This is a genomic window from Nocardioides sp. SRI_004 (assembly GCF_057586415.1).
The window spans coordinates 143,225-163,049 of record NZ_JBYCZV010000013.1; the positions used below are offsets into that span (position 1 = coordinate 143,225).

Sequence of the window (19,825 nt, forward strand, 5' to 3'; positions counted from 1 at the left end):
ATGACCTCCCTGACCTCCGACGTCGTCCGCGACGTCGCCGTGCTCACCCTCGACCGTCCGGACAAGCTCAATGCCCTCGACGTCATCACCCGGCTCCGGCTGGCCGAGCTGATCCGGGAGCACGGCACCGGCGACACGGTGCGCGGCATCGTCCTCACCGGCCGGGGCCGCGCCTTCTCCGCCGGCGAGGACCTCAGCCAGGCGCCGACCACCGAGGAGGAGGTGCACGCCGCGTTCGAGAGCTTCCACGACATCACCCGCGCGATCCTGGAGACCCGGGTGCCGGTGGTCGCGGCGGTCAACGGCATCGCCGTGGGCGGTGCCTCGGAGATCACGTTGTGCTGCGACACGCGGATCGGGACGCCCGCGACGTCGTACTTCCAGCCGGAGAACGGGCGTGGGCTGACCATCTCCAACGCCACCAGCCTGCTGCTGCGCCGCCTCGTCGGCAACCACGCGATGCGCATGGTGCTGGCGTCGCCGCGCGTCCCTGCGGACGAGGCGCTGCGGATCGGCCTGCTCGACGAGGTCGTCGATCCCGACACCCTGCTCGACCGCGCCATCGACATCGTCCACGCCTGGACGCCGGAGGGCGGGACCACCGCGCTCCACCTCGCCCTGCTGCGGCCGCTGCTCGCGGAGGTCGAGGCGGCGTTCGAGCGCGAGGACGCCGCCGCCCACGAGGCGTGGACGAGCGGACTGCTCACCGCCGGCGTCGCCGGCTTCTGGACCACCAAGGCTGAGGAGGCCACCGCATGATCACCACCCGAGCCGCCGTCCTGAACGAGATCGGCGCACCGCTGGAGCTGACCGACATCCGCGTGGACGACCCGGCGCCGCACGAGGTGCGGATCGCGGTGACCAACGTGGGCCTGTGCCACAGCGACCTGCACTACATGACCGGCACCGTGCCGACCGAGCTCCCGATCGTCGTGGGCCACGAGGTCGCGGGCATCGTGGAGTCGGTCGGCTCGGCCGTCACCTCGCTGCGGCCCGGCGACCGCGTCACCGGCGCGTTGACGCCGCCGTGCGGTGGCTGTGTCAACTGCGACGCGGGGCACTCGACCCAGTGCCTGCGGCTGGACGAGGTGCGCCTGCGGCAGCGGCCCGCCTTCGAGACCGTGGACGGGCGCCCGATCGAGCGGCTCGCGGCGATCGGTGCGTTCTCGCAGCACATCCTGCTGCGCGAGAGCGCGCTGGTGAAGCTGCCCGACGACGTCCCCCTGCACGTGGGCTGCCTGCTGTCCTGTTGCGTCATCACCGGCGTCGGCGCGGTCTTCCGCGGTGCGCAGGTGCGCCCCGGCAGCACGGTCGCGGTGATCGGCTGCGGCGGGGTCGGCTCCGCGATCATCCAGGGCGCGCGGCTCGCCGGCGCCTCCGCGATCGTGGCCATCGACCTCGACGACGACCGGCTCAAGGCCGCCCGTGGGTACGGCGCAACGCACACCATCAACGGAGGCGACGGCGACACCGTGGCGGAGCTGCACCGCCTGCTCGGCGACGGCGTCGACTACGCCTTCGAGGCGGTCGGCTCGGCCCGGACCGCGGAGACGGCGCTCGCCCTGCTCCGTCCGACCGGCACCGCGTGCCTGGTGGGCATCGCGCCGATGGGCACGGAGCTGACGGTGCCCGCGCTCGACTTCTTCTTCCAGGAGAAGCGGCTGATCGGCTCCTACATGGGCTCGGGCCAGGCCCGCGAGGACATCGCCCAGTTCGCCCGGCTCTACCAGCAGGGCCGGCTGCTGCTCGACGAGATGGTCACCCGGGTCGTCCCGTTCGCCGAGATCAACGAGGGCTTCGAGCAGATGAAGTCCGGTGACGTCACCCGCATCGTCGTCGACCTGCGGGCCTGAGAGAGGGACTCCCATGAGCAACCAGATCACCATCCCGCAGCCCGTCAACTTCATCGCCGACGAGTGGTGCGAGGGCACGACCGGCGACGCTTGGAATGTCGACCCCAACACCCGGGAGCCGGTCCACCGGCTCGTGTCCACCTCGGCCGACGACGTCGAGCGGGCGCTGCGCCACGCCGAGCAGTCGTACGACGCCCGTCCCTGGGGCGAGGAGGAGCGCCACGAGCGCGCGGCCGTCCTCGACCGGGTCGCCGATCTCGTCGAGGCGCGGATCGAGGACATCGCCCGCACCGACGCCCTGACCAGCGGTACGCCGATCGGCGTCACCCGCCTCGTGGCGGCCTTCCTGCCCCACCGGATCCGCGCCTCGGCGGCCGACCTGCGCGCGATCCCTCGCGTCACGGCCCTCGACGCCGGCGGCCGCGACGTCCGGCTCCACAAGGTGCCGTGGGGTCCGGCCGCGATCCTCACGCCGTGGAACGGGCCCAGCTTCATCCCGGCGGCCAAGGTGGCGAGCGCGGTCGCGGCCGGCTGCCCGGTCATCCTGAAGCCCTCCGAGCACGCGCCGGGCAGCGCCCAGGTCGTCGTCGAGTGCTTCGTCGAGGCGGGCCTGCCGTCCGGTGCGCTCCAGCTGGTGCACGGCACCGGTGACGTCGGCGCCCGGCTGACCGGCGACCCGCGCGTCAAGATCGTCTCCTTCACGGGTGGGCCCGGCGCCGGCCGTGCCATCGCTCGGGCGGCAGCGGAGGACTTCAAGGTGCTGCAGCTCGAGCTGGGTGGCAACAACCCGGTCGTCGTACTCGACGACGCGGACGTGGACGTCACCGCCGACGGCATCCTCGAGGGGATGACCAAGCTCAACGGACAGTGGTGCGAGGGGCCGGGCAAGGTGCTCGCGCCGCCGGCCCTCGTCGGGCCGCTCGTCGAGGCGCTGACCGAGCGGGTCTCCAAGCTCGTGGTGGGCCACTCGCTCGACGAGGACAGCCAGGTCGGTCCGATCTCGAACGCCCCGCACTTCCAGACCCTGCAGGCCCGGATCGACGGCCTGCGCGGCCTGGGCGCCGAGATCCACCAGCCGGCGCGCCTGCCCGATCTCGGCGGGTTCTTCCTCTCGCCGACCGTGGCCGTGGGTGCTGACGCGGCACAGGCGACCGCGGAGTTGTTCGGCCCGGTGGTCTCCGTGCACGGGGTCGACTCTGCGGAGGACGCCCTGCGGATCGCGAATGCGAACCCGTCGGGCCTGGACGCCTACGTCTTCGGCACCGACACCGACCGGGCGATCGAGGTCGGCGCGCGGGTCGTGGCAGGGGAGGTGCGGGTCAACGGCGCGAAGATCGCCGACCTCGGCGACGACTCGGCCCAGAGTTTCTGGGGCCCGTCGGGCATCGGCGGCCATGGGCCGAACGAGTCGGTCCGGGTGTTCTGCGGTGACCGGGTCGTGGGCGTGGACTCGCCCGACCTGCCGCTGTGACCTTGCCGCTGTGACCGTGTCGCTGTGACCGTGTCGCTGTGACCGCGGGCGCGGCGCGCGGTCGGTGCCTCAGGCGCTGGCCGCGCGCTTGCGTCGCGGGCGCTTGGCGGCGGCGCTTCCGAGCCGCGCCGAGAGCCAGCTCTCGAGTACCGAGGCCGTGACGTCCATCAGGGCATCGGCGGCCTCCCGGTCGCCGTACGTCAAGAAGTTGATGGCAAAGCCGTCGGAGAGTGCCCCGACGACGTAGGGAATGTCCTCGACGACCTCGTCGGCGACGCCCTCCGCGGCGGCGACCCGGCGCATGGCCTCGAGGCCGGCGCCGAGGGCCTGGTCGTAGACGGCGATCCCGCGATCGCCGTGCTGGCGCCGGGCCCAGTTGATCAGCTCGATCGTGGTCGCAGCGAAGCTGGGCGAGTCGCAGTAGCACTCCATGAGACCGCGCAGCATCGCCTGGGCCGTCTCGAGCACCGTCGTGTGCGGGTCGCTCTGCTCGATGACCTCGCGGAACCTGCCGGCGACGAACTCGAAGACATCGGCGAAGAGGTCCTCCTTCGAGTCGTAGCAGTAATGGACCATCGCGACGTTCGCCTTCGCCTGGTCGGCGATCCGGCGCGTGGTGGCGCCGTCGATCCCATGGGTGGAGATCACCTCCACCGCCGCCTCAACGAGCTCGCGACGTCGCTGGGCGACGGGAATCCGTGCCATCGGCGGCCTCCGTGATCGGGCGCCCCGACTAGGACGCTTGTCTAAGTCAACCAGACCCTACCAGAGCCTCCCGCGCGACGGGCTAGGAACTTGGTCAAACATCTTGGTCATACATCTTGATTGGATGACTAACTTCGGCGTACCGTATGAGCCGGATCACACCACCGCCCGAATCGGAGACCAGTCATGTCCCAGACCCAACAGGCAGCCGGAACCGGCCGTCGTACGACGAGAGGCCGTGAGCCCGGCCGGGCAACGCTCGTCGGCATCGGATCCCTGCTGGTCGTGCTGACCAACGCGGTGATCTTCATCCTTCCGCCGCTGCTGCCCGTCATCCAGGCGCAGTACGGCCTCGCCACCGTCGCCGAGGTGACCTGGCTCTACACGGTCCTCACCCTCGGTGGTGGCGCCGGATTCATCCTGCTGCCCCGCCTGGCCGACCTGCACGGCGACCGCAACGCCAACGTCGCCGCCGCGGCCTTCCTCACCGTCGGCGCCCTCGTCCCGGCGATCGGTGACTCCTACCCGACGCTGCTGGTCGGCTGCGCGCTGATGGGCTTCGGCGGGGCCGCCCAGGTGCTGCCCCTCGGGTTCCTGCGCCGGGGCCTGGGCGAGAGCGGCATCACCGTCGCCGTCGCGGTCCTGGTCATCGGCACCGGCGTCGGCATCGTCGCCGGGATGATCGGCGGCGGTCTCATCGTGCAGACCCTCTCGCTGCAGAGCTTCTTCGTGGTCCTCACCGCGATCGGCGCGGTGACCACGGTCGCGTCGTACCTGCTGATCCCGCACCTCCCGCCGGCCGAGCGCGGCGGGCGCATCGGCGTGGTCGGCACCGTGTGGATGATCGCGTGGGTCGCGGCGATCCTGCTGACGCTGACCCAGGGCCTGGTGTGGGGGAACGCCGCCCTGATCCCGCTCGTGCTCGGTGTGGTCGGTGGCATCGCCTGGTTCCGGGTCGAGCGCCGGTCGTCGAACGCGGTCTTCGATGTCGCGCTGATGAAGGCGCCCCTCGTCACCGCGTCGTGCATCTGCATCACCCTGTTCGCCGCGGTGAACGCCGCCTTCCTGCTCCTCGTCAGCACCTATGCCCAGATCATCCCCGCGGCGCTGCGCCCCGTGGACGCCTACGGTCTCGGCCTGAGCGCGCTCGACACCGGCTGGCTGATGCTGCCCTTCGCGCTGACCTTCGTGGTCGGTGGCGCCATCGCCGACCGCCCCGTCAACAACGGCCGCGTGGTCCCGGTCTTCGTGAGCGGCGCGCTCATCAGCGCGGCCGGCCTGGCCTGGCTCGCCCTCGCCCACGACCAGCAGTGGCACTACCTCGTCGGCGCCGCCGTCATCGGACTCGGCTGCAGCATCGGCTACGCCGCCGGCTTCACGCTGGTGCAGCTGGCTGTCCCCGAGGAGAAGGCCGGGATGGCGACCGGCGTTGCCGGCACCTTCCTCGCCGTCGGCTTCGCGTTCGGCACCGCCCTGGTCAGCGCCGACCTCAGCGCCTCGCTCGTGCCGGTTCCCGGAACCACCCTCGAGGTCGCCGCCGAGAACCTGTACGGCGTCGGCTACTGGCTCGCCGGCGCGCTCGCCCTGGCCGTCGTGCTCACCGTCCTGGTCTCGACCAACCGCAGCCGGCGTCGTACCGGCGGCGTCGTGGCCTGACCGTCCCAACGAACGAAGGAACTGTCATGAAAGAAGACATCTACGGCCTGACCTTCCTGGTCGCCGACCTGGTCATGATCGTGTGCGGTTACTGGGCGGGCTGGCGCTTCCTCAAGCACCACCGCAACTACCTGCTCGGCATCGAGTGGTGCATCGTGGCGACCTCCGGCACCAACTTCCTGGTGTGGGCGTTGCGCTTCGCGGACGACCCGGAGGGTGGTGAGGCGAGCGGGCAGTACGCCTTCGCGTTCTTCCTCGACGCGTTCTCCCGATCGATCGGGATCACGCTGCTGCTGGTGGTCGGCCTGATGGCCGTGACCCACCGTTACAAGGCGAGCCTGGCGGTCGAGCTCGGCATCTTCGCGCTGGCGATCGGCAGCGGCCTGTTCCTGGCGCAGCCGAAGTACCGCGCCCACGTTGACGCCAACGGTGAGTTCGTCCTGCACCAGGGCCCGGCCACCTTCTACCTGGTGGTCAACCTGGTGACGCTGGCCTTCCTGCTGTACTTCGTGAAGCGGCTGTGGGACATCGGAGCCACCCGGGTCGCCGTCGCGACGCTCGCCGTCAGCCTCGCGGCGACGGCCATCGCGCTGACCTACGACTTCTTCCCGCTGCCCGACTCGGTCGACCCGCTCGAGGACCGCGCGCTCTTCTACACGTTCGCGCTGACCGTGTGGGGGCTGCAGATGCTGACCTACCTGTTCGCCTACCGCGCGCTCGACGACCACAACAAGGCATCGGGCATCGCTCCGGCCGACGACCACCGCAAGGCGGTGCGGGCATGAGGACCGACGGCGTCACCTACGAGTCCTTCAGCGGCTGGGTCGACGCACCCACCGACCTGCGGCCCGCCGTCGACGGCGACGTGACCTGCCAGGTCGCCGTCATCGGCGGTGGCATCGGCGGGATGTCGACCGCCCTGCGGCTCGCGCAGCGCGGCCAGGACGTCGTGCTGGTGGAGGCGGAGTTCTGCGGCCACGGCTCGAGCTCGCGCAACGCCGGCCAGCTGGCCGGCGCCCCCGGCGGCGACCTCCAGCTGCTCAACCTGCTCTCCCGCAAGAAGATGCCCGGCATGATGCGGCTCGCCGAGAACGCCGCCCATCACGTCGAGGACTTCATCGCCAAGCACGACATCGACTGCGAGTACGAGGCGACGGGCAACGCCTTCGCCGCCGTCTCCCGCGGACAGATGGGGCGGGTACGCCGGGTCGCGAAGATCGTGACCCGCGCCGGTGGGCACGTCGAGGTCGGCACCGCTGCCGAGCTCGGCATCCCGCGCGGCTTCGTCGGCGGGATGCGCGAGACGGTCGGTGGCCGGATGAACCCGGGCAAGTTCTCGCTGGGCATGCGCCGGGTCCTGCTCGACTCCGCCGCGCGGGTCTTCGAGCAGACGAAGGTCACCGACGTCGTGCGGGATGGCGGGCAGATCGTCCTGACGACGTCGGGCGGACAGGTGCGGGCCGACCAGGTCGTCCTCGCGACGAACGCCTTCGCCGGCGAGTGGGACATCACCCCGAAGCACCTCTCGGTGCCGATCTACGTGATCGAGGTCGAGACCGAGCCGATCGACCCCGCGCGCATCGAGGCCCTCGGCTGGACCAGTGGGATGGGGCTGGTCACGCAGCACGCGATCATGGAGAACTACCGGCTCACGCCGAGGGGCACGATCGTCTTCGGTGTACGACGGCTGGAGCGCGGCACGTCGTACCCGCTGCCGGAGCGGACGCCCGACCCCGGGTTGGTCGAGGAGCTGGCCGGTGCCTTCGCGCGGCGGTTCCCGTCGCTCGCCGACGTGGCGGTCGAGCGTGCGTGGGGAGGATGGATCGCGATCACCTCGTCCTGGCTGCCGGTCGCCGGCCGGATCGGCGACGACGTCCACTACTCGATCGCCTGCAACGGCCACGGGCTCGCCCAGGCGCCGTACGTCGGGACGCTGATCGCCGACGCCATCGTCGACGGCGAGCGGCACGAGGACCTCGAGACGATCTGGCAGGAGGAGCCGAGGTTCCCGCGGCCGGTCATGATGGGCCGCGCCGGCCTCCGCACCATCTGGGCCGTCGACCGCTTCAACGACATGGTCAACGGCAGTCGCCGCAATGCGCGGAAGGGTGCGCGAGAAATGGCCTGAGTTTCTTGCAAGGTCGGCGCCGTGCGGCGCTCCTACCCGTGAGCCCGGCACCCGCCCGGCGCCGACCACCTCACGCAAGGACCACTGCCATGACCAGCTCCACCCGCATCCAGATCGCCGCCAAGCTCGCCCTCGCCGGCGCCGCCGCCTTCGCCGGCCTCGCCGCCACCTCGACCGCCGCCCACGCCGGGACCTGCGGCTCGGAGCCGAACCTCGTCTTCGCCAAGCCCGGCGTGACGACCTACGGCACCGGCTGCGCCGACAAGATCATCGGCACCTCCGGCAACGACACCATCTACGCCCTCGGCGGTGATGACGAGGTCCTCTCCGGCACCGGCGCCGACACCGTCTACGGCGGCACCGGCAACGACGACCTCTACACCGGCAGCGGCGCCGACCAGGTCTTCGGTGACTCCGGCAACGACTTCGTCATGGGCGGCTTCGACAACGACACCGTCAACGGCGGCGCCGGCGACGACGTGCTCCGCGGCGAGGAGGGCAATGACGTCCTCATCAGCTACGCCGGCGCGAACGTGGCCGACGGGTCGGACGACCTCTACGGCGGCGACGGCAACGACTACCTGAACGGCTACGAGGGCGTCGACTGGCTCGAGGGCCAGTACGGCGACGACACCCTCGAGTCGCACGAGGTCACCCCGGCCTACGACCACCTCGTCGGCGGCCAGGGCAAGGACAAGTTCGCGGTCAAGGACGTCATCGAGCACGACGCCGCCCACCGCGACGACGTGGACGTCGACAACTTCGACGTCGCGGTCACCAACAAGAACGCGACCGACACGATCCACTGAGCCGTCCTCCGGACCGGCTCCCGGGCCACCGGCCGCGCACCGTCGACGGTGCGCGGTCGGTCGGCGTCCGCCGCCGTACCGCTCGGGAATCCAGTGGCACCCGCCCGCGTTGTTGCCTACCGTGACCCGCATGTTCGCCGCCCGCACCGCACTCCCGACAGTCGTCCTGTCGGCTGTTGCGCCGTGCGCCGACGCCGCGAACGTGAAGCTGGCCGGCGCGCGACGCTGACCCTCCTCCCGCCCCAGCGGGACCGAAGGAGGAGGGTCGTCTCCTCCCGGTCCCGGGCGCGCGGCCCTGGCATGCCGCCGCGCCACGACGTCCTGCCGACGCATCACTCACAGAAAGCACCACCATGGCCAAGAGCCAGTTCGTGCGGACCAAGCCGCACCTCAACATCGGCACGATGGGTCACGTCGACCACGGCAAGACCACGCTGACCGCCGCGATCACGAAGGTGCTCGCGGACGCCGACCCGACCCGCAACTCGTTCGTCGCCTTCGACGGCATCGACCGGGCACCGGAGGAGGTCCAGCGCGGGATCACCATCAACATCGCCCACGTGGAGTACGAGACGGCGACCCGTCACTACGCCCACGTCGACATGCCCGGCCACGCCGACTACGTCAAGAACATGATCACCGGCGCCGCCCAGGTGGACGCCGCGATCCTCGTCGTGTCGGCGCAGGACGGCGCCATGCCGCAGACCCGGGAGCACGTACTCCTGGCGCAGCGGGTCGGCGTGCCGTACCTCGTCGTCGCGCTCAACAAGTCCGACACCGTCGACGACGAGGACCTGCTCGACCTCGTCGAGCTGGAGGTGCGCGACCTGCTCGGCGAGTACGGGTTCCCCGGCGACGAGGTCCCCGTGGTCCGGGTCTCCGGGCTGAAGGCCCTCGAGGGCGACCCGCGCTGGACGCAGTCGATCGTCGACCTGCTGCAGGCCGTGGACGACTACGTCCCCGTCCCCGACCGCGAGCTCGGCGAGCCGTTCCTGATGCCCATCGAGAACGTGCTCACCATCAGCGGCCGCGGGACGGTCGTCACCGGTGCGGTCGAGCGGGGTTCGCTCCGCGTCGGCGACACGGTCGAGGTCGTCGGGCTCGGCCCGACGGTGGCCAGCGTGGCGACCGGGCTGGAGACCTTCGGCAAGACGCTCGACGAGGTCCAGGCCGGCGACAACGCGGCCGTCCTGCTGCGCGGCGTGCGTCGTGAGGACGTACGACGCGGGCAGGTCCTCGCCGTACCGGGCTCGGTCCGCCCGCACGCCAGGTTCACCGCGAACCTGCACGCGCTGACCGCGGCCGAGGGTGGACGGCACACGCCGTTCGCCGCCGACTACCGCCCGCAGTTCTACTTCCGCACGACCGACGTGTCGGGCGGGATCGACCTGGGGGACGTCGCGCTGGTGATGCCGGGTGACACGGTCGAGGTGACCGTCGAGCTCGGCAAGCCGGTCGCGATGGAGGTCGGCCTCGGCTTCGCCGTCCGTGAGGGCGGCCGGACCGTGGCCGCGGGCACGGTCACCAGCCTGCTGGAGGACTGACCCACGAGGTGCTGCGCCCGGCACGCACGAGATGCGTGCCGGGCGCAGCCATGACCTCCCACGTCATCGACGGTACGACGCCCGGTCGGCCACCCTCGGAGACTCACCCCGCCAGCCCGCCCCGAGGAGGCCCCATGTCCGCCGTCACGACCGATCAGCCCGGCCGGCTCGACCCGCTCGACCCCCTCGCCCGGCAGTGGATCGAGGGCGTGCTCGCGGCGTCGCCGATCGCCCGGCACGTCGGCATCACCGTCCTCGACGCGGGCGTCGACGAGGTCCGCCTGGGACTGCGCTTCCGCGACGACCTGACCACGGTCCCCGGCGTACTCCACGGCGGCGTCGTCGCGACCCTCGTCGACGTCGCCGGGGCGTCGGCCTCGGCGTCCGGCCTCACCTCCGCCGACGCAGCGACCGGCGGCGCGACCACCCACCTCGACGTCGCCTATCTCGCCGTCGCCGGCTCCGACCTCGTCGCGACCGCGAAGGTCGTGCACCGCACCCGCACCGGCACCCACACCCAGGTCGCGGTCCACGACGCCGACCACACCCTCGTCGCCACCGCCTCCGTCACCAGCCGCATCTTCCACTGACCGTCGACTTGCCCCGTTTCGCCGGCGACTTGCCACTTTTCTGGGTCGACTGGCCGAAGATCCGAGTCGAGTTGCGCGCACGTCCGCAGCTTCGGCAACTCGATCCACCGAAGTGACAACTCGATCGGCCGAAGTGGCAACTCGGCCGGTAAGAGTGGCAAGTCGGCGGGCGGGGGTGGGACGGGTGACGCCCGTCACGGGTACGACGGGTAGCCTCCGGTCGTGCCCCAGATCGTCGTCCTGACCGGTGCCGGCATCTCCGCCGAGAGCGGGGTGCCGACCTTCCGCGACGCCGACGGGCTGTGGGAGGGCCACCACGTCGAGGACGTCGCGACGCCGGAGGGCTTCGAGCGCGACCGGGCGACCGTGCAGCGCTTCTACGACGAGCGCCGGGCCGCGCTGGCGACGGTCGAGCCGAATGCCGCGCACCGCGCGCTGGCCGAGCTCGAGGAGACGATGGGCGACGCGCTGCTCGTCGTCACCCAGAACATCGACGACCTGCACGAGCGGGCCGGGTCGACGCGGGTGGTGCACATGCACGGCGAGCTGCTCAAGGCGCTGTGTCGCTCCTGCGGGGTCGCCTCGCCGTGGACGGGCACCCTGCTCGACGAGCCCGCCTGCCCCGGCTGCGGGGTGCGCGACCTGCGGCCGGACGTGGTGTGGTTCGGCGAGGTGCCCTACGAGATGGACCGCATCACCGACGCGCTGACCGACGCCACCATGTTCGTCTCGATCGGTACGTCGGGGGCGGTCTACCCGGCGGCCGGTTTCGTGCAGCACGCGCGCCGCCACGGCGCCCGTACCCTCGAGCTCAACCTGGAGCCCAGTGAGGGCACCCACTTCTTCCACGAGGCCCGGCACGGCCGCGCCGGCGACCTGGTGCCCGCCTGGACGCGCGAGGTCCTCTGGACCTGATCACCGGTCGCAGGCGCCGCAGCGGCTACCGTTCCGTCATGCGCCCTGCACTCTCGATCGCACTGCTGCCCCTCCTCGCCCTCGGACTCGCCGCCTGTGGCGACGACGACAGCAAGGGTTCCGACTCCGCCGGCGACGACAAGTCGAGCGAGTCGAGCCAGACCTCGAACTACGAGGACACCCCCGTCGACCAGATCGGCGAGGACGTCGAGGCGGCGATGAAGGCCCTCGAGACCGTCCACCTCGCCGGCAACATCGTCGACGACGAGGGCCAGAAGATCCTGATGGACGTCACCGTCAGCCGCGGTGGCGACTGTGAGGGCACCATGCAGATCGAGGGCGTCGGGTCGATGGACATCATCGCCGTCGAGGGCGTCTCCTACTTCAAGGCCGACGACGCCTTCTGGAAGAGCCAGGGCGGCGAGCAGGCGTCGGTGATCACCGGCCTGATCGGCGACAAGTGGACGACCGACTCCTCGGACCCCGAGGGCTTCGCCGAGCTCTGCGACCTCGACGAGCTGCTGTCCGACCTCAACTCCGACGACATCGCCGGCGACGACTCCAAGGTGACCGGAACGCAGGACGTCTCCGGCAAGGAGACCGTCACCATCGCCTTCACCTCCGACGACGGCAACCAGGGCACGGCCTACGTCGCGGCCGAGGACCCGCACTACTTCGTGCGCTTCGACGTCCCCGAGGAGGGCGCGATGGGCTTCAGCCGCTTCGACGAGCCGCTCGAGGTCGAGAAGCCCGCGGCCGGCGAGATCTTCGACCTGGCCAAGCTCAACTGACCCGACCCGCTCCACCGACCCGACCCGGCGCGTACGACGCGCCGGGTCGCGTCGTCTCCGGCGGTCAGCGCCGGGCGAGCTCCTCGTCCATGATCGCGGCCAGCCGCTCCCGGTCGTCGCCGAGGCCGAGCGGCTCGAGCCAGTCGAGCACGGTGGCACGGAAGAGCTGGCCGGACTCGATCACCCGGGGGTCGCAGTGGCCGGTGGACTCGAGGGTGACCACGCCGTAGAGCGCCGACCACGAGCGCATGTAGATCCAGAGCAGGCCGCGGTCCTCGGCCGGGATGTGCTCCGCCCGGGCCGGGATGAGCGGGTCGAGGACGGCGTCGCGGATGACCGGGTCGAGCTCGTCGAGCGACGGGAACGGGAAGCGTTGCTGCTCCCAGATCTGCCAGAGCAGGTCGGTGAAGAAGTGCCCCGACGTCGAGACGGTGAGCAGTTCGCGGCGCTGGCTGTCGGCCTCGGCGATGGGGTTCGCGAAGACCAGCGCGAACTCGCGGGGCTTGCTGAGCGCCCAGTTCCGGAAGCGCACGCACGCCACCGCCAGCCGGGCGGCCGGGTCGTCCTCGGGGAAGCGCTCGGCGGCCGCGGCCCACTCCGCGGTCGCCGCCTTGTCGAGCTCGAAGGCGACCAGGTCGACGAGCTGCTGGTAGTTCGCGACGTAGCGGTAGAGCGCCGGGGCGGTCATCCCCATCCGCCCCGCGACCGCGCGCAGGGACAGGTCGGCGCCCTCGGCGAGCAGCTGGGCGGAGACGGCCACGATCTCGTCGTACGTCGCCTCGCGCTGTTTCTCGCGGCGGGTGACGGGCGCGCGCAACTGGCCCACGGGACTCCTCGGGTGGTGGGGGAGAGCACTTGACGCGGCGAGTTTACACCGTTTACGGTTAACGGCGTTAACGAAACTGATGCAGTTTCACTGGTACTCGGGCCGAACCCGGAGGAGACGTCATGATCGAGCGATGGGGCGCCCTGGTGGTACGACGGGCGGTCGTCGTCCTGCTGGTCGGGCTCGGCATCACGGCCGCCGCCGCGATCGCCGGCATCGGCCTGGAGGACGAGCTCTCGGCCGGCGGCTTCGACGACCCCGGCACGGAGTCCTCGCGCGAGCTCTCGCTCGAGCGGGACACCTTCGGCAACCGCTCGATCGACGCGATCATCCTCTTCTCCAGCGACGACGCGACGGTCGACGACCCCGGCTTCGAGAGGGAGGTGGAGCGGACCGTCGACGCCATCCCGGCCGACAGCGTCGTCTCCGTGCTCACCTGGTACGACGTCGAGGATCGCGCCATGGTCAGCAAGGACCGGCACGCCACCGCCGTCTACGTGTCCCTGGCCGGCGAGACCCAGAACGACTTCATCGACTCCTACGACGAGCTGCGGCCGGTCGTGGAGACCAGCTCGCTCGACGTCGCCTTCGCCGGACCGTACGCCGTCTACAGCGACGTCAACGAGGAGACCAAGTCCGACCTGCTGCGCGCCGAGCTCGTCTCGATGCCGATCGTGCTGCTGCTGTCGCTGATCATCTTCCGCAGCGTGGTCGCGGCCCTGATGCCGCTGTTGGTCGGCGCGGTCGCGGTGCTCGGTGCCCGGGCGACGATCGCCGGCCTCAACGAGCTGGTCGACGTCTCGATCTTCGCGCCCAACATCATCACCCTGCTGGGGCTGGGCCTCGCGATCGACTACGCGCTCTTCGTGGTCTCCCGCTTCCGCGAGGAGATCGCCCGCACCCCGGGTGACACCCGCCAGGCGCTCGTGCGCACGATGGCGACCGCGGGTCGCACCGTCGCCTTCTCGGCGCTCACCGTGGCCGCGGCGATGAGCTCGCTGCTCGTCTTCCCGCAGACCTTCCTCAAGTCCATCGGGTACGGCGGCATCGCGGCGGTCCTGATCGCGATGGTCGCCGCCCTCACCGTCCTCCCGGCCGCGCTGGCCCTGCTCGGCACCCGCATCGACGCCGGCCGGATCCCGTTCCTGCAGCGCAGTGCGGCCGTCGAGACCGACCACGGCGCGTGGGCCCGGCTCGCCGCCGCGGTCATGCGCCGCCCGGTCGTCGTGGCCGTCGGCGTGGTCGCCGTGCTGCTCGTCGTCGCCTCGCCGTTCCTCGGCGTGAAGTGGGGCAGCGTCGACTACCGCGTCCTGCCCGACGACACCCCCTCGCACATGGCCGCGGAGCGGCTCAACTCCGAGTTCGGGGCCGAGCGCTCCACCGCCAACGTGCTGGTGACCGGCGCGGACGAGGCCGGCCTGGCGTCGTACACGAAGGAGCTGGGTGCGGTGCCCGGGGTCGTCGACGTCCGCCCCGTGCAGGCCGAGGGCGACACCACGCTGCTGCGGGTCGCGTGGCGGGGCAACAGCCAGACCGAGCAGTCGCAGCAGGTGGTCCGCGACCTGCGGGCCGTCGACGGCCCGGCCGGCTCGGAGGCGCTCGTCGGCGGCCTGACCGCGGACACCGTCGACCTGGCCGAGTCCGTCGGCGACCACCTGCCGCTCATGGGCCTGATCGTGATCAGCGTGATGCTGGTGCTGCTCTTCCTCGCCTTCGGCTCGGTGGTGCTGCCCCTCAAGGCCGTGCTGATGAACGCCTTCTCGATCACCGCGTCCTTCGGCGTGGTCACCTGGATCTTCAGCGACGGGCACCTCGCCGACCTGCTCGGGTTCACGCCGCAGGGCTTCCTCGACCTGACCAACCCGATCGTCATGCTGGCCGTGCTCTTCGGCCTCTCGATGGACTACGAGGTCTTCCTGCTCTCGCGCGTCCGCGAGCAGTGGGACGCCACCGGCGACAACGACCGCGCCGTCCAGACCGGCGTGCAGAAGACCGGTCGGATCATCACCAGCGCGGCCCTCCTGCTGGCCGTCGTGATCGGGGCGTTCAGCCTCAGTGGCGTCGTCTTCATGAAGATGCTCGGCCTCGGGATGCTGGTCGCGATCCTCGTCGACGCCACGGTCGTGCGGGCCCTGCTCGTGCCGGCGACGATGAAGCTGCTGGGCCGCTGGAACTGGTGGGCGCCCGCCCCGATGGCCCGCTGGTGGGAGCGTCACGGCTTCCGCGAGGAGTACGACGACCCGGCGGCCGAGCCCGCGAAGGTGCCCGCCGGCGTCTGACCTGCCCGGTCACCCGGACTCCGGCCGGGGCCCGTCCTCCCACGAGCCCCGGGAGCGGGCTGAACCGTCCCGCCTGCTGCGCGGCGCGATGCGCGCCCGCTGGCTGCGTTGCCGACCCTCCACGTGCGTCCAGCATGCGTTCGCGCCGGCGCCTTGCCATCGGACGCACCTCACGCCGCTCGCGACGACGGGCCGGTTCAGCCCGCTCCCGGCCGGGACGATGACAGATCTGGGAATTCCGCCCGGATCGGTCCCCGGACGTCCCCATACTGTCCCCATGGGGCCGTTCATCAGGGTCGGCGCGATCGACAACCACCCGGTGGTGCTTGCCGGGGTCGGTGCTGCCCTGACGCAGACGGCGCCCGACCTCCACCTGGTCGCGATCGCCGACTCGGTCGACGCGCTGCTCGAGGCGGCGCCCGACGGCCTCGACGTGGTGCTGCTCGACCTGCACATGCCCGAGCAGCCGCCGGCCGAGGAGGCCGTGGCCCGGCTGACCGCGCTCGGGATCGTGGTGCTGCTGTTCACCGCCGAGGAGAAGCCGGTCCCGGTCCGCCGTGCGATCGCCGCGGGCGCCGCCGGGCTCGTGCTCAAGGTCGACCCCGCCGAGCGGATCGCGCAGTCGATCCGCGACGCCCTCGCCGGGGAGCTCGCCTGCTCCGGCCAGGTCGCCGCCGCGCTGCTCACCGACGCGTCCTTGGCGACCCGCCTGTCCGAGCGGCAGATCGAGATCCTCCGGGCCGTCAGTACCGGCCTGCCCTACCGCCTCGTCGCCCGCCAGCTGGGCATCAGCGAGGTCACCGTGCGCGAGCACCTCTCCCGTGCCGCCCGCGCCTACCGCGAGGGCGGCGTCGACATCGGCAACGTGCACGGGCTGATCAGCCGGGCGCGGGCTGAGGGTCACCTCGACGAATGAGGGTGGCCAGGTCCGGCGGGCCGGTGATCACGCACGCCTCCGGGTCGGCGTCGACCTGCCACGCCACCGGCAGCAGACGGGGGAGCCGCTCCACGACCTCGGGCGGTGGCCCCGGCACGATCACCACGGTGGCCTCGTCGGCGTTGCCGGAGACCGTCACGTGGCTGGGCCCGAACCGTCGTACCGCTCCCAGGGCGGCGGCCAGGGTCCGCGTCGCCGGCGGCGGCTCGGGGAGGATGGTGTCGACCTGGGCGCCGGTACGCCGCAGCGCGTCCAGCTCGGCCCGCAGTGCCTCGTGCTCGGGGCCGGGCAGGTAGAGGCAGTCCCGCACGGCCTGGGCCAGCAGGCCGGGGCCGGGGCCGGGCGCGGCGGTGTCGTCGCCGACGCTGCGCAGCGCCGCCACGACCGGGCGCAGGGTCGGCCCGAGGGCGACCCGCACCGCGCGGGTCCACGCGGTGGACTGGCTCGCCCCCGGCTCGGTCAGCACCCGACCCGCCCGCCGGCACACGGCGACGATGACCGCGACGAAGAGCGCGTTGAGCGGCTGGACGAACAGGATGTGGGGGAGGTCGACGGCCGTGGCGCCCTTGTCGAGCGCGACGAGCGTGATCACCACCGCGTTCGGCACGAGCAGGAGCAGCACCATCCGCACCGAGATGACCCATGCGGTGGCGAGCGCCGGCAGCGCGCTGAACTCGATCAGCCACGACTCCGTGCCGCCGAGGCCGTCGGCCGAGACGCTCGGCAGCGCCACCAGGAGTACGACGGCCGGCACGCCGCCCACGAGCAGCAACGCCGCCGGGTGCAACGGTCCGCGGCTCATCGCCCGGGTCAGCAGCACCACCACGACCGCGACCACCGCGGCGCCGCCGTAGGACCACGGCTGGAGGGGGACGTCGATCGTCAGCAGGGCAGCGGTCGCGAGGTAGCCGGCGGCGAGGATCGCGACCGCGCGCAGCGCCACCCGGCCCGGGTCGACGACGGCGGCCCGGATCAGCCGGTCGTGCTCGGGCGCCATGCCCAGCAGCCGGCTCACCAGGCGACCGCGCCACACGAGCTCGACGACCGTGCCGGCGCCGGGGGTGCCGCTGATCCGCGCCGTCGCGCCGATCGACTCCATCCGGCCGACGATGGCGACCCGGATGCCGACACCGGGCGTCCCGGCGAAGCCGGCGCCGTGGTCCTCGACCCGGATCCTCAGGGCCGTCGGGCGTCGTACCAGGGTCACGGTGGCGTGCCGCTGGCCGCTGTGGCGCGACACGTTGCGCAGCGCCTCGACGGCCGCGCCGACCATCGCCTCGCGCACGGCCTCCGGCAGGTGGGTGCGGGGCCCGCGGACGACGAGGTCGACGTCGAGCATCTCCCGCGCGGCCGCCGAGCGCAGTGCCGTCGCGACGTCGGCGGCGTCCTCCCCGTGGGCGGGCCCGGCCAGCCGGGCGAGCGCCGATCCCGCGGCGCTGCGCGTCTCGGCCGCGCCGGGGATGCTGCCGACGGCGAGGAGGGTCGGCACGAGGTCGTCGTGGAGGAAGGCGGTCGTCTCGACCTCGGCCGCCGACAGGTGGGCACGGTGGACCTCGCGGTGGCTCGCGATCAGCGCCTCGGCGCGGGCCGACGCGCGGCGCATCTGGGTGACGAGGTAGAGCGCGGCGAACGCCGTACCGCAGATCAGCACGGCCTCCTGCAGCCCGAAGACCAGCCCGTCGGTGCTGCCGGCGCTCTCCCAGCGCAGGGTGACGAAGAGTGCGGCGATGAGGACCATCGCGGGAACGGCCCGTTGGCGCCGGATGGCGATGACGACCAGCATCGGCTCGACGAGGTGGACGATGGGGGAGTCCGCGGCACCGGCCACCGGCACGCTGTCGCGGGGCATCCACGAGCCGACGACGAGGGCGACCGTGCACAGGAGGACGTCGAAGCCGGACGGTCCGCGACCGAGGCAGCGCAGCGCCACCGTCCCGACACACATGATGATCGCCGCCGCCGAGCTCACCTCGACCGGGTCGAAGCTGTCCATGGCGGCGAACTGGACCGCGAACACCACCGTCTTGGCCAGGATCACCATGCCGATGGACAGGTTGAGGCCGCGCTCGACCGAAGCGCCGAACGAGCGCCCGGACAGCCGATGAGCCCCCATTCCTCGGAGGTTAGGGCGATTTACCCGGCCCCGAGGCCGTTCCACTGGACTGATGTCCTCCATTCCTCTGGTTTCGGCGCCCTGCTCGCGGCCGGAAGGATTGGTGGTGGACCGCACCGTGGGGGAAGTGGTCCAGCGAGAGGCGCGCCGCTCCGCTCCGTCCCGCCGCGGACGGAGGACACTGACCGGGGACCGGTCCTGGGGGTCTCGGCACACCGGCCGGGTGCGGCGCTCCTCTCCTCTCGGCTCCGCTCCTCCCCCTCCGCGGGAGGTCCGGACACGAGACCGGTGCGTCCGGGTCATGTCTCCGGCGCCTGCGTCCGGTAGAAACGGGGTGTGCCCCCCTCGTCCCCGCCGCCCGAACCCGCGCCCGGCACGCGGGTCGGCCGGTTCCTGCTGCTCGAGCAGCTCGGCCAGGGCGGCATGGGCGTGGTCTTCCGCGCCCGCGAGGAGAACCTCGGCCGCGAGATCGCGCTCAAGGTCATCGCGCCCCTCTTCGCGCACGACCCGGAGTTCCGCGAGCGGTTCACCCGCGAGGCCCGCGCCCAGGCGTCGCTGGAGTCGGCGCACGTCGTCACCGTCTACGCCCACGGCGAGGAGGACGGCTACCTCTACATCGCCAGCCAGCTGATCCCCGGCGGCGACCTGGGCCAGATGATCCGTGACGAGGGTCCGCCCACGCTCGTCGAGGCCCTCGAGGTGATCGAGCAGGTCGCGAGCGGCCTCGCCGCCGCGCACGACGCCGGACTGGTGCACCGCGACATCAAGCCGGGCAACGTCCTGGTCCGCCGCCGCCCCGGCTCGATCCGCGCCTATCTCGCCGACTTCGGCATCGCCCGGCGGATGAACGCCGACGCCACGAGGTTCAGTACGACGACCGCCGGCACCCCCTCCTACATGGCGCCCGAGCTGCACGGCGGCGCGAAGGCGGGCCCGTCGACGGACATCTACGCCCTCGGGTGCGTGCTCTGGGTGGCCCTGACCGGCACGCCGCCGTACCAGGGGATGTCGGAGTTCCAGCTGATCGCCGCCCACGTGCGCGAGCCGGTGCCGCAGCTCGAGGGTGACAGCGCGATGGTCCACGCGACCAACCGGATCCTGCGCACCGCCATGGCGAAGGAGCCCGCCGAGCGCTACCAGTCCGCGGCCGAGATGGGCAGCGACCTGCAGGCCGCCCTGCGGCTCCCCGTCACGCCCGGGGCCGCCGT

Annotated in this window: 17 protein-coding genes; 14 read left to right on the forward strand and 3 right to left on the reverse strand. The window is 71.9% G+C overall.

The annotated features are described in order from the left end of the window. Genes AC2YHB_RS18175 through AC2YHB_RS18185 form a run of 3 tightly spaced genes read left to right on the forward strand, consistent with a single transcriptional unit; the run spans position 1 to position 3,324 of the window. Positions 1-759: an enoyl-CoA hydratase/isomerase family protein gene (locus AC2YHB_RS18175; RefSeq protein ID WP_179648288.1), complete on the forward strand. Its 759-nt coding sequence runs from the start codon at positions 1-3 to the stop codon at positions 757-759. Further along, positions 756-1,853: a Zn-dependent alcohol dehydrogenase gene (locus tag AC2YHB_RS18180; protein WP_487354407.1), complete on the forward strand. Its 1,098-nt coding sequence runs from the start codon at positions 756-758 to the stop codon at positions 1,851-1,853. The genes AC2YHB_RS18175 and AC2YHB_RS18180 overlap by 4 nt, the downstream gene beginning before the upstream one ends. Positions 1,854-1,866: 13 nt before the next feature. Beyond that, complete coding sequence (locus AC2YHB_RS18185) at positions 1,867-3,324, forward strand: aldehyde dehydrogenase family protein (protein WP_179648286.1); 1,458 nt, start codon at positions 1,867-1,869, stop codon at positions 3,322-3,324. A 69-nt stretch (positions 3,325-3,393) separates the two neighbouring features. On the opposite strand, the gene AC2YHB_RS18190 is transcribed toward AC2YHB_RS18185, so the two are convergent. Then, on the reverse strand, positions 3,394-4,029 hold the full coding sequence (locus AC2YHB_RS18190) for a TetR/AcrR family transcriptional regulator (protein WP_179648285.1): 636 nt from the start codon (positions 4,027-4,029) through the stop codon (positions 3,394-3,396). A 186-nt stretch (positions 4,030-4,215) separates the two neighbouring features. On the opposite strand from AC2YHB_RS18190, the gene AC2YHB_RS18195 reads away from it, so the two are divergent. The 8 genes from AC2YHB_RS18195 (at position 4,216) to AC2YHB_RS18230 (ending at position 12,462) form a co-directional block, all read left to right on the forward strand. After that, on the forward strand, positions 4,216-5,685 hold the full coding sequence (locus AC2YHB_RS18195; RefSeq protein ID WP_179648284.1) for an MFS transporter: 1,470 nt from the start codon (positions 4,216-4,218) through the stop codon (positions 5,683-5,685). Positions 5,686-5,711: 26 nt separating this feature from the next. Beyond that, positions 5,712-6,470, forward strand: a complete 759-nt coding sequence (locus AC2YHB_RS18200) for a transporter (RefSeq protein ID WP_179648283.1) — start codon at positions 5,712-5,714, stop codon at positions 6,468-6,470. Beyond that, positions 6,467-7,813, forward strand: coding sequence for an NAD(P)/FAD-dependent oxidoreductase (locus AC2YHB_RS18205; protein ID WP_487354408.1), 1,347 nt, complete (start codon positions 6,467-6,469; stop codon positions 7,811-7,813). The genes AC2YHB_RS18200 and AC2YHB_RS18205 overlap by 4 nt, the downstream gene beginning before the upstream one ends. 89 nt (positions 7,814-7,902) lie before the next feature. Beyond that, entirely contained in the window at positions 7,903-8,622 is a 720-nt protein-coding gene (locus AC2YHB_RS18210) for a calcium-binding protein (protein WP_179648281.1), read from the forward strand. A 353-nt stretch (positions 8,623-8,975) separates the two neighbouring features. Next, entirely contained in the window at positions 8,976-10,166 is a 1,191-nt protein-coding gene (tuf, locus tag AC2YHB_RS18215; protein WP_036549097.1) for an elongation factor Tu, read from the forward strand. A gap of 134 nt (positions 10,167-10,300) precedes the next feature. Beyond that, positions 10,301-10,756, forward strand: a complete 456-nt coding sequence (locus AC2YHB_RS18220; protein ID WP_179648280.1) for a PaaI family thioesterase — start codon at positions 10,301-10,303, stop codon at positions 10,754-10,756. A gap of 222 nt (positions 10,757-10,978) precedes the next feature. Beyond that, positions 10,979-11,671, forward strand: a complete 693-nt coding sequence (locus AC2YHB_RS18225; RefSeq protein ID WP_487354409.1) for an NAD-dependent deacylase — start codon at positions 10,979-10,981, stop codon at positions 11,669-11,671. 38 nt (positions 11,672-11,709) lie between these two features. Continuing rightward, on the forward strand, positions 11,710-12,462 hold the full coding sequence (locus AC2YHB_RS18230) for a LolA-like protein (RefSeq protein WP_179648279.1): 753 nt from the start codon (positions 11,710-11,712) through the stop codon (positions 12,460-12,462). 64 nt (positions 12,463-12,526) lie between these two features. Here the strand turns inward: AC2YHB_RS18230 and AC2YHB_RS18235 are convergent, their stop codons facing one another. Beyond that, complete coding sequence (locus AC2YHB_RS18235; RefSeq protein WP_487354410.1) at positions 12,527-13,288, reverse strand: TetR/AcrR family transcriptional regulator; 762 nt, start codon at positions 13,286-13,288, stop codon at positions 12,527-12,529. Between the two features lie 122 nt (positions 13,289-13,410). Between AC2YHB_RS18235 and AC2YHB_RS18240 the strand changes: the two genes are divergently transcribed. Further along, the gene (locus AC2YHB_RS18240) at positions 13,411-15,567 is read left to right on the forward strand and encodes an MMPL family transporter (protein WP_487354411.1); all 2,157 of its coding nucleotides are present in this window, start codon (positions 13,411-13,413) and stop codon (positions 15,565-15,567) included. A gap of 277 nt (positions 15,568-15,844) precedes the next feature. Further along, positions 15,845-16,483 (forward strand): response regulator, encoded by a 639-nt coding sequence (locus AC2YHB_RS18245; protein WP_036549085.1) that lies wholly within the window; start codon positions 15,845-15,847, stop codon positions 16,481-16,483. Here the strand turns inward: AC2YHB_RS18245 and AC2YHB_RS18250 are convergent. Then, the gene (locus AC2YHB_RS18250) at positions 16,446-18,617 is read right to left on the reverse strand and encodes a sensor histidine kinase (RefSeq protein WP_487354412.1); all 2,172 of its coding nucleotides are present in this window, start codon (positions 18,615-18,617) and stop codon (positions 16,446-16,448) included. The genes AC2YHB_RS18245 and AC2YHB_RS18250 overlap by 38 nt on opposite strands. A 336-nt stretch (positions 18,618-18,953) precedes the next feature. Between AC2YHB_RS18250 and AC2YHB_RS18255 the strand changes: the two genes are divergently transcribed. Continuing rightward, on the forward strand, positions 18,954-19,825 hold an 872-nt coding region (locus AC2YHB_RS18255; RefSeq protein ID WP_487354413.1), incomplete at its 3' end, for a serine/threonine-protein kinase.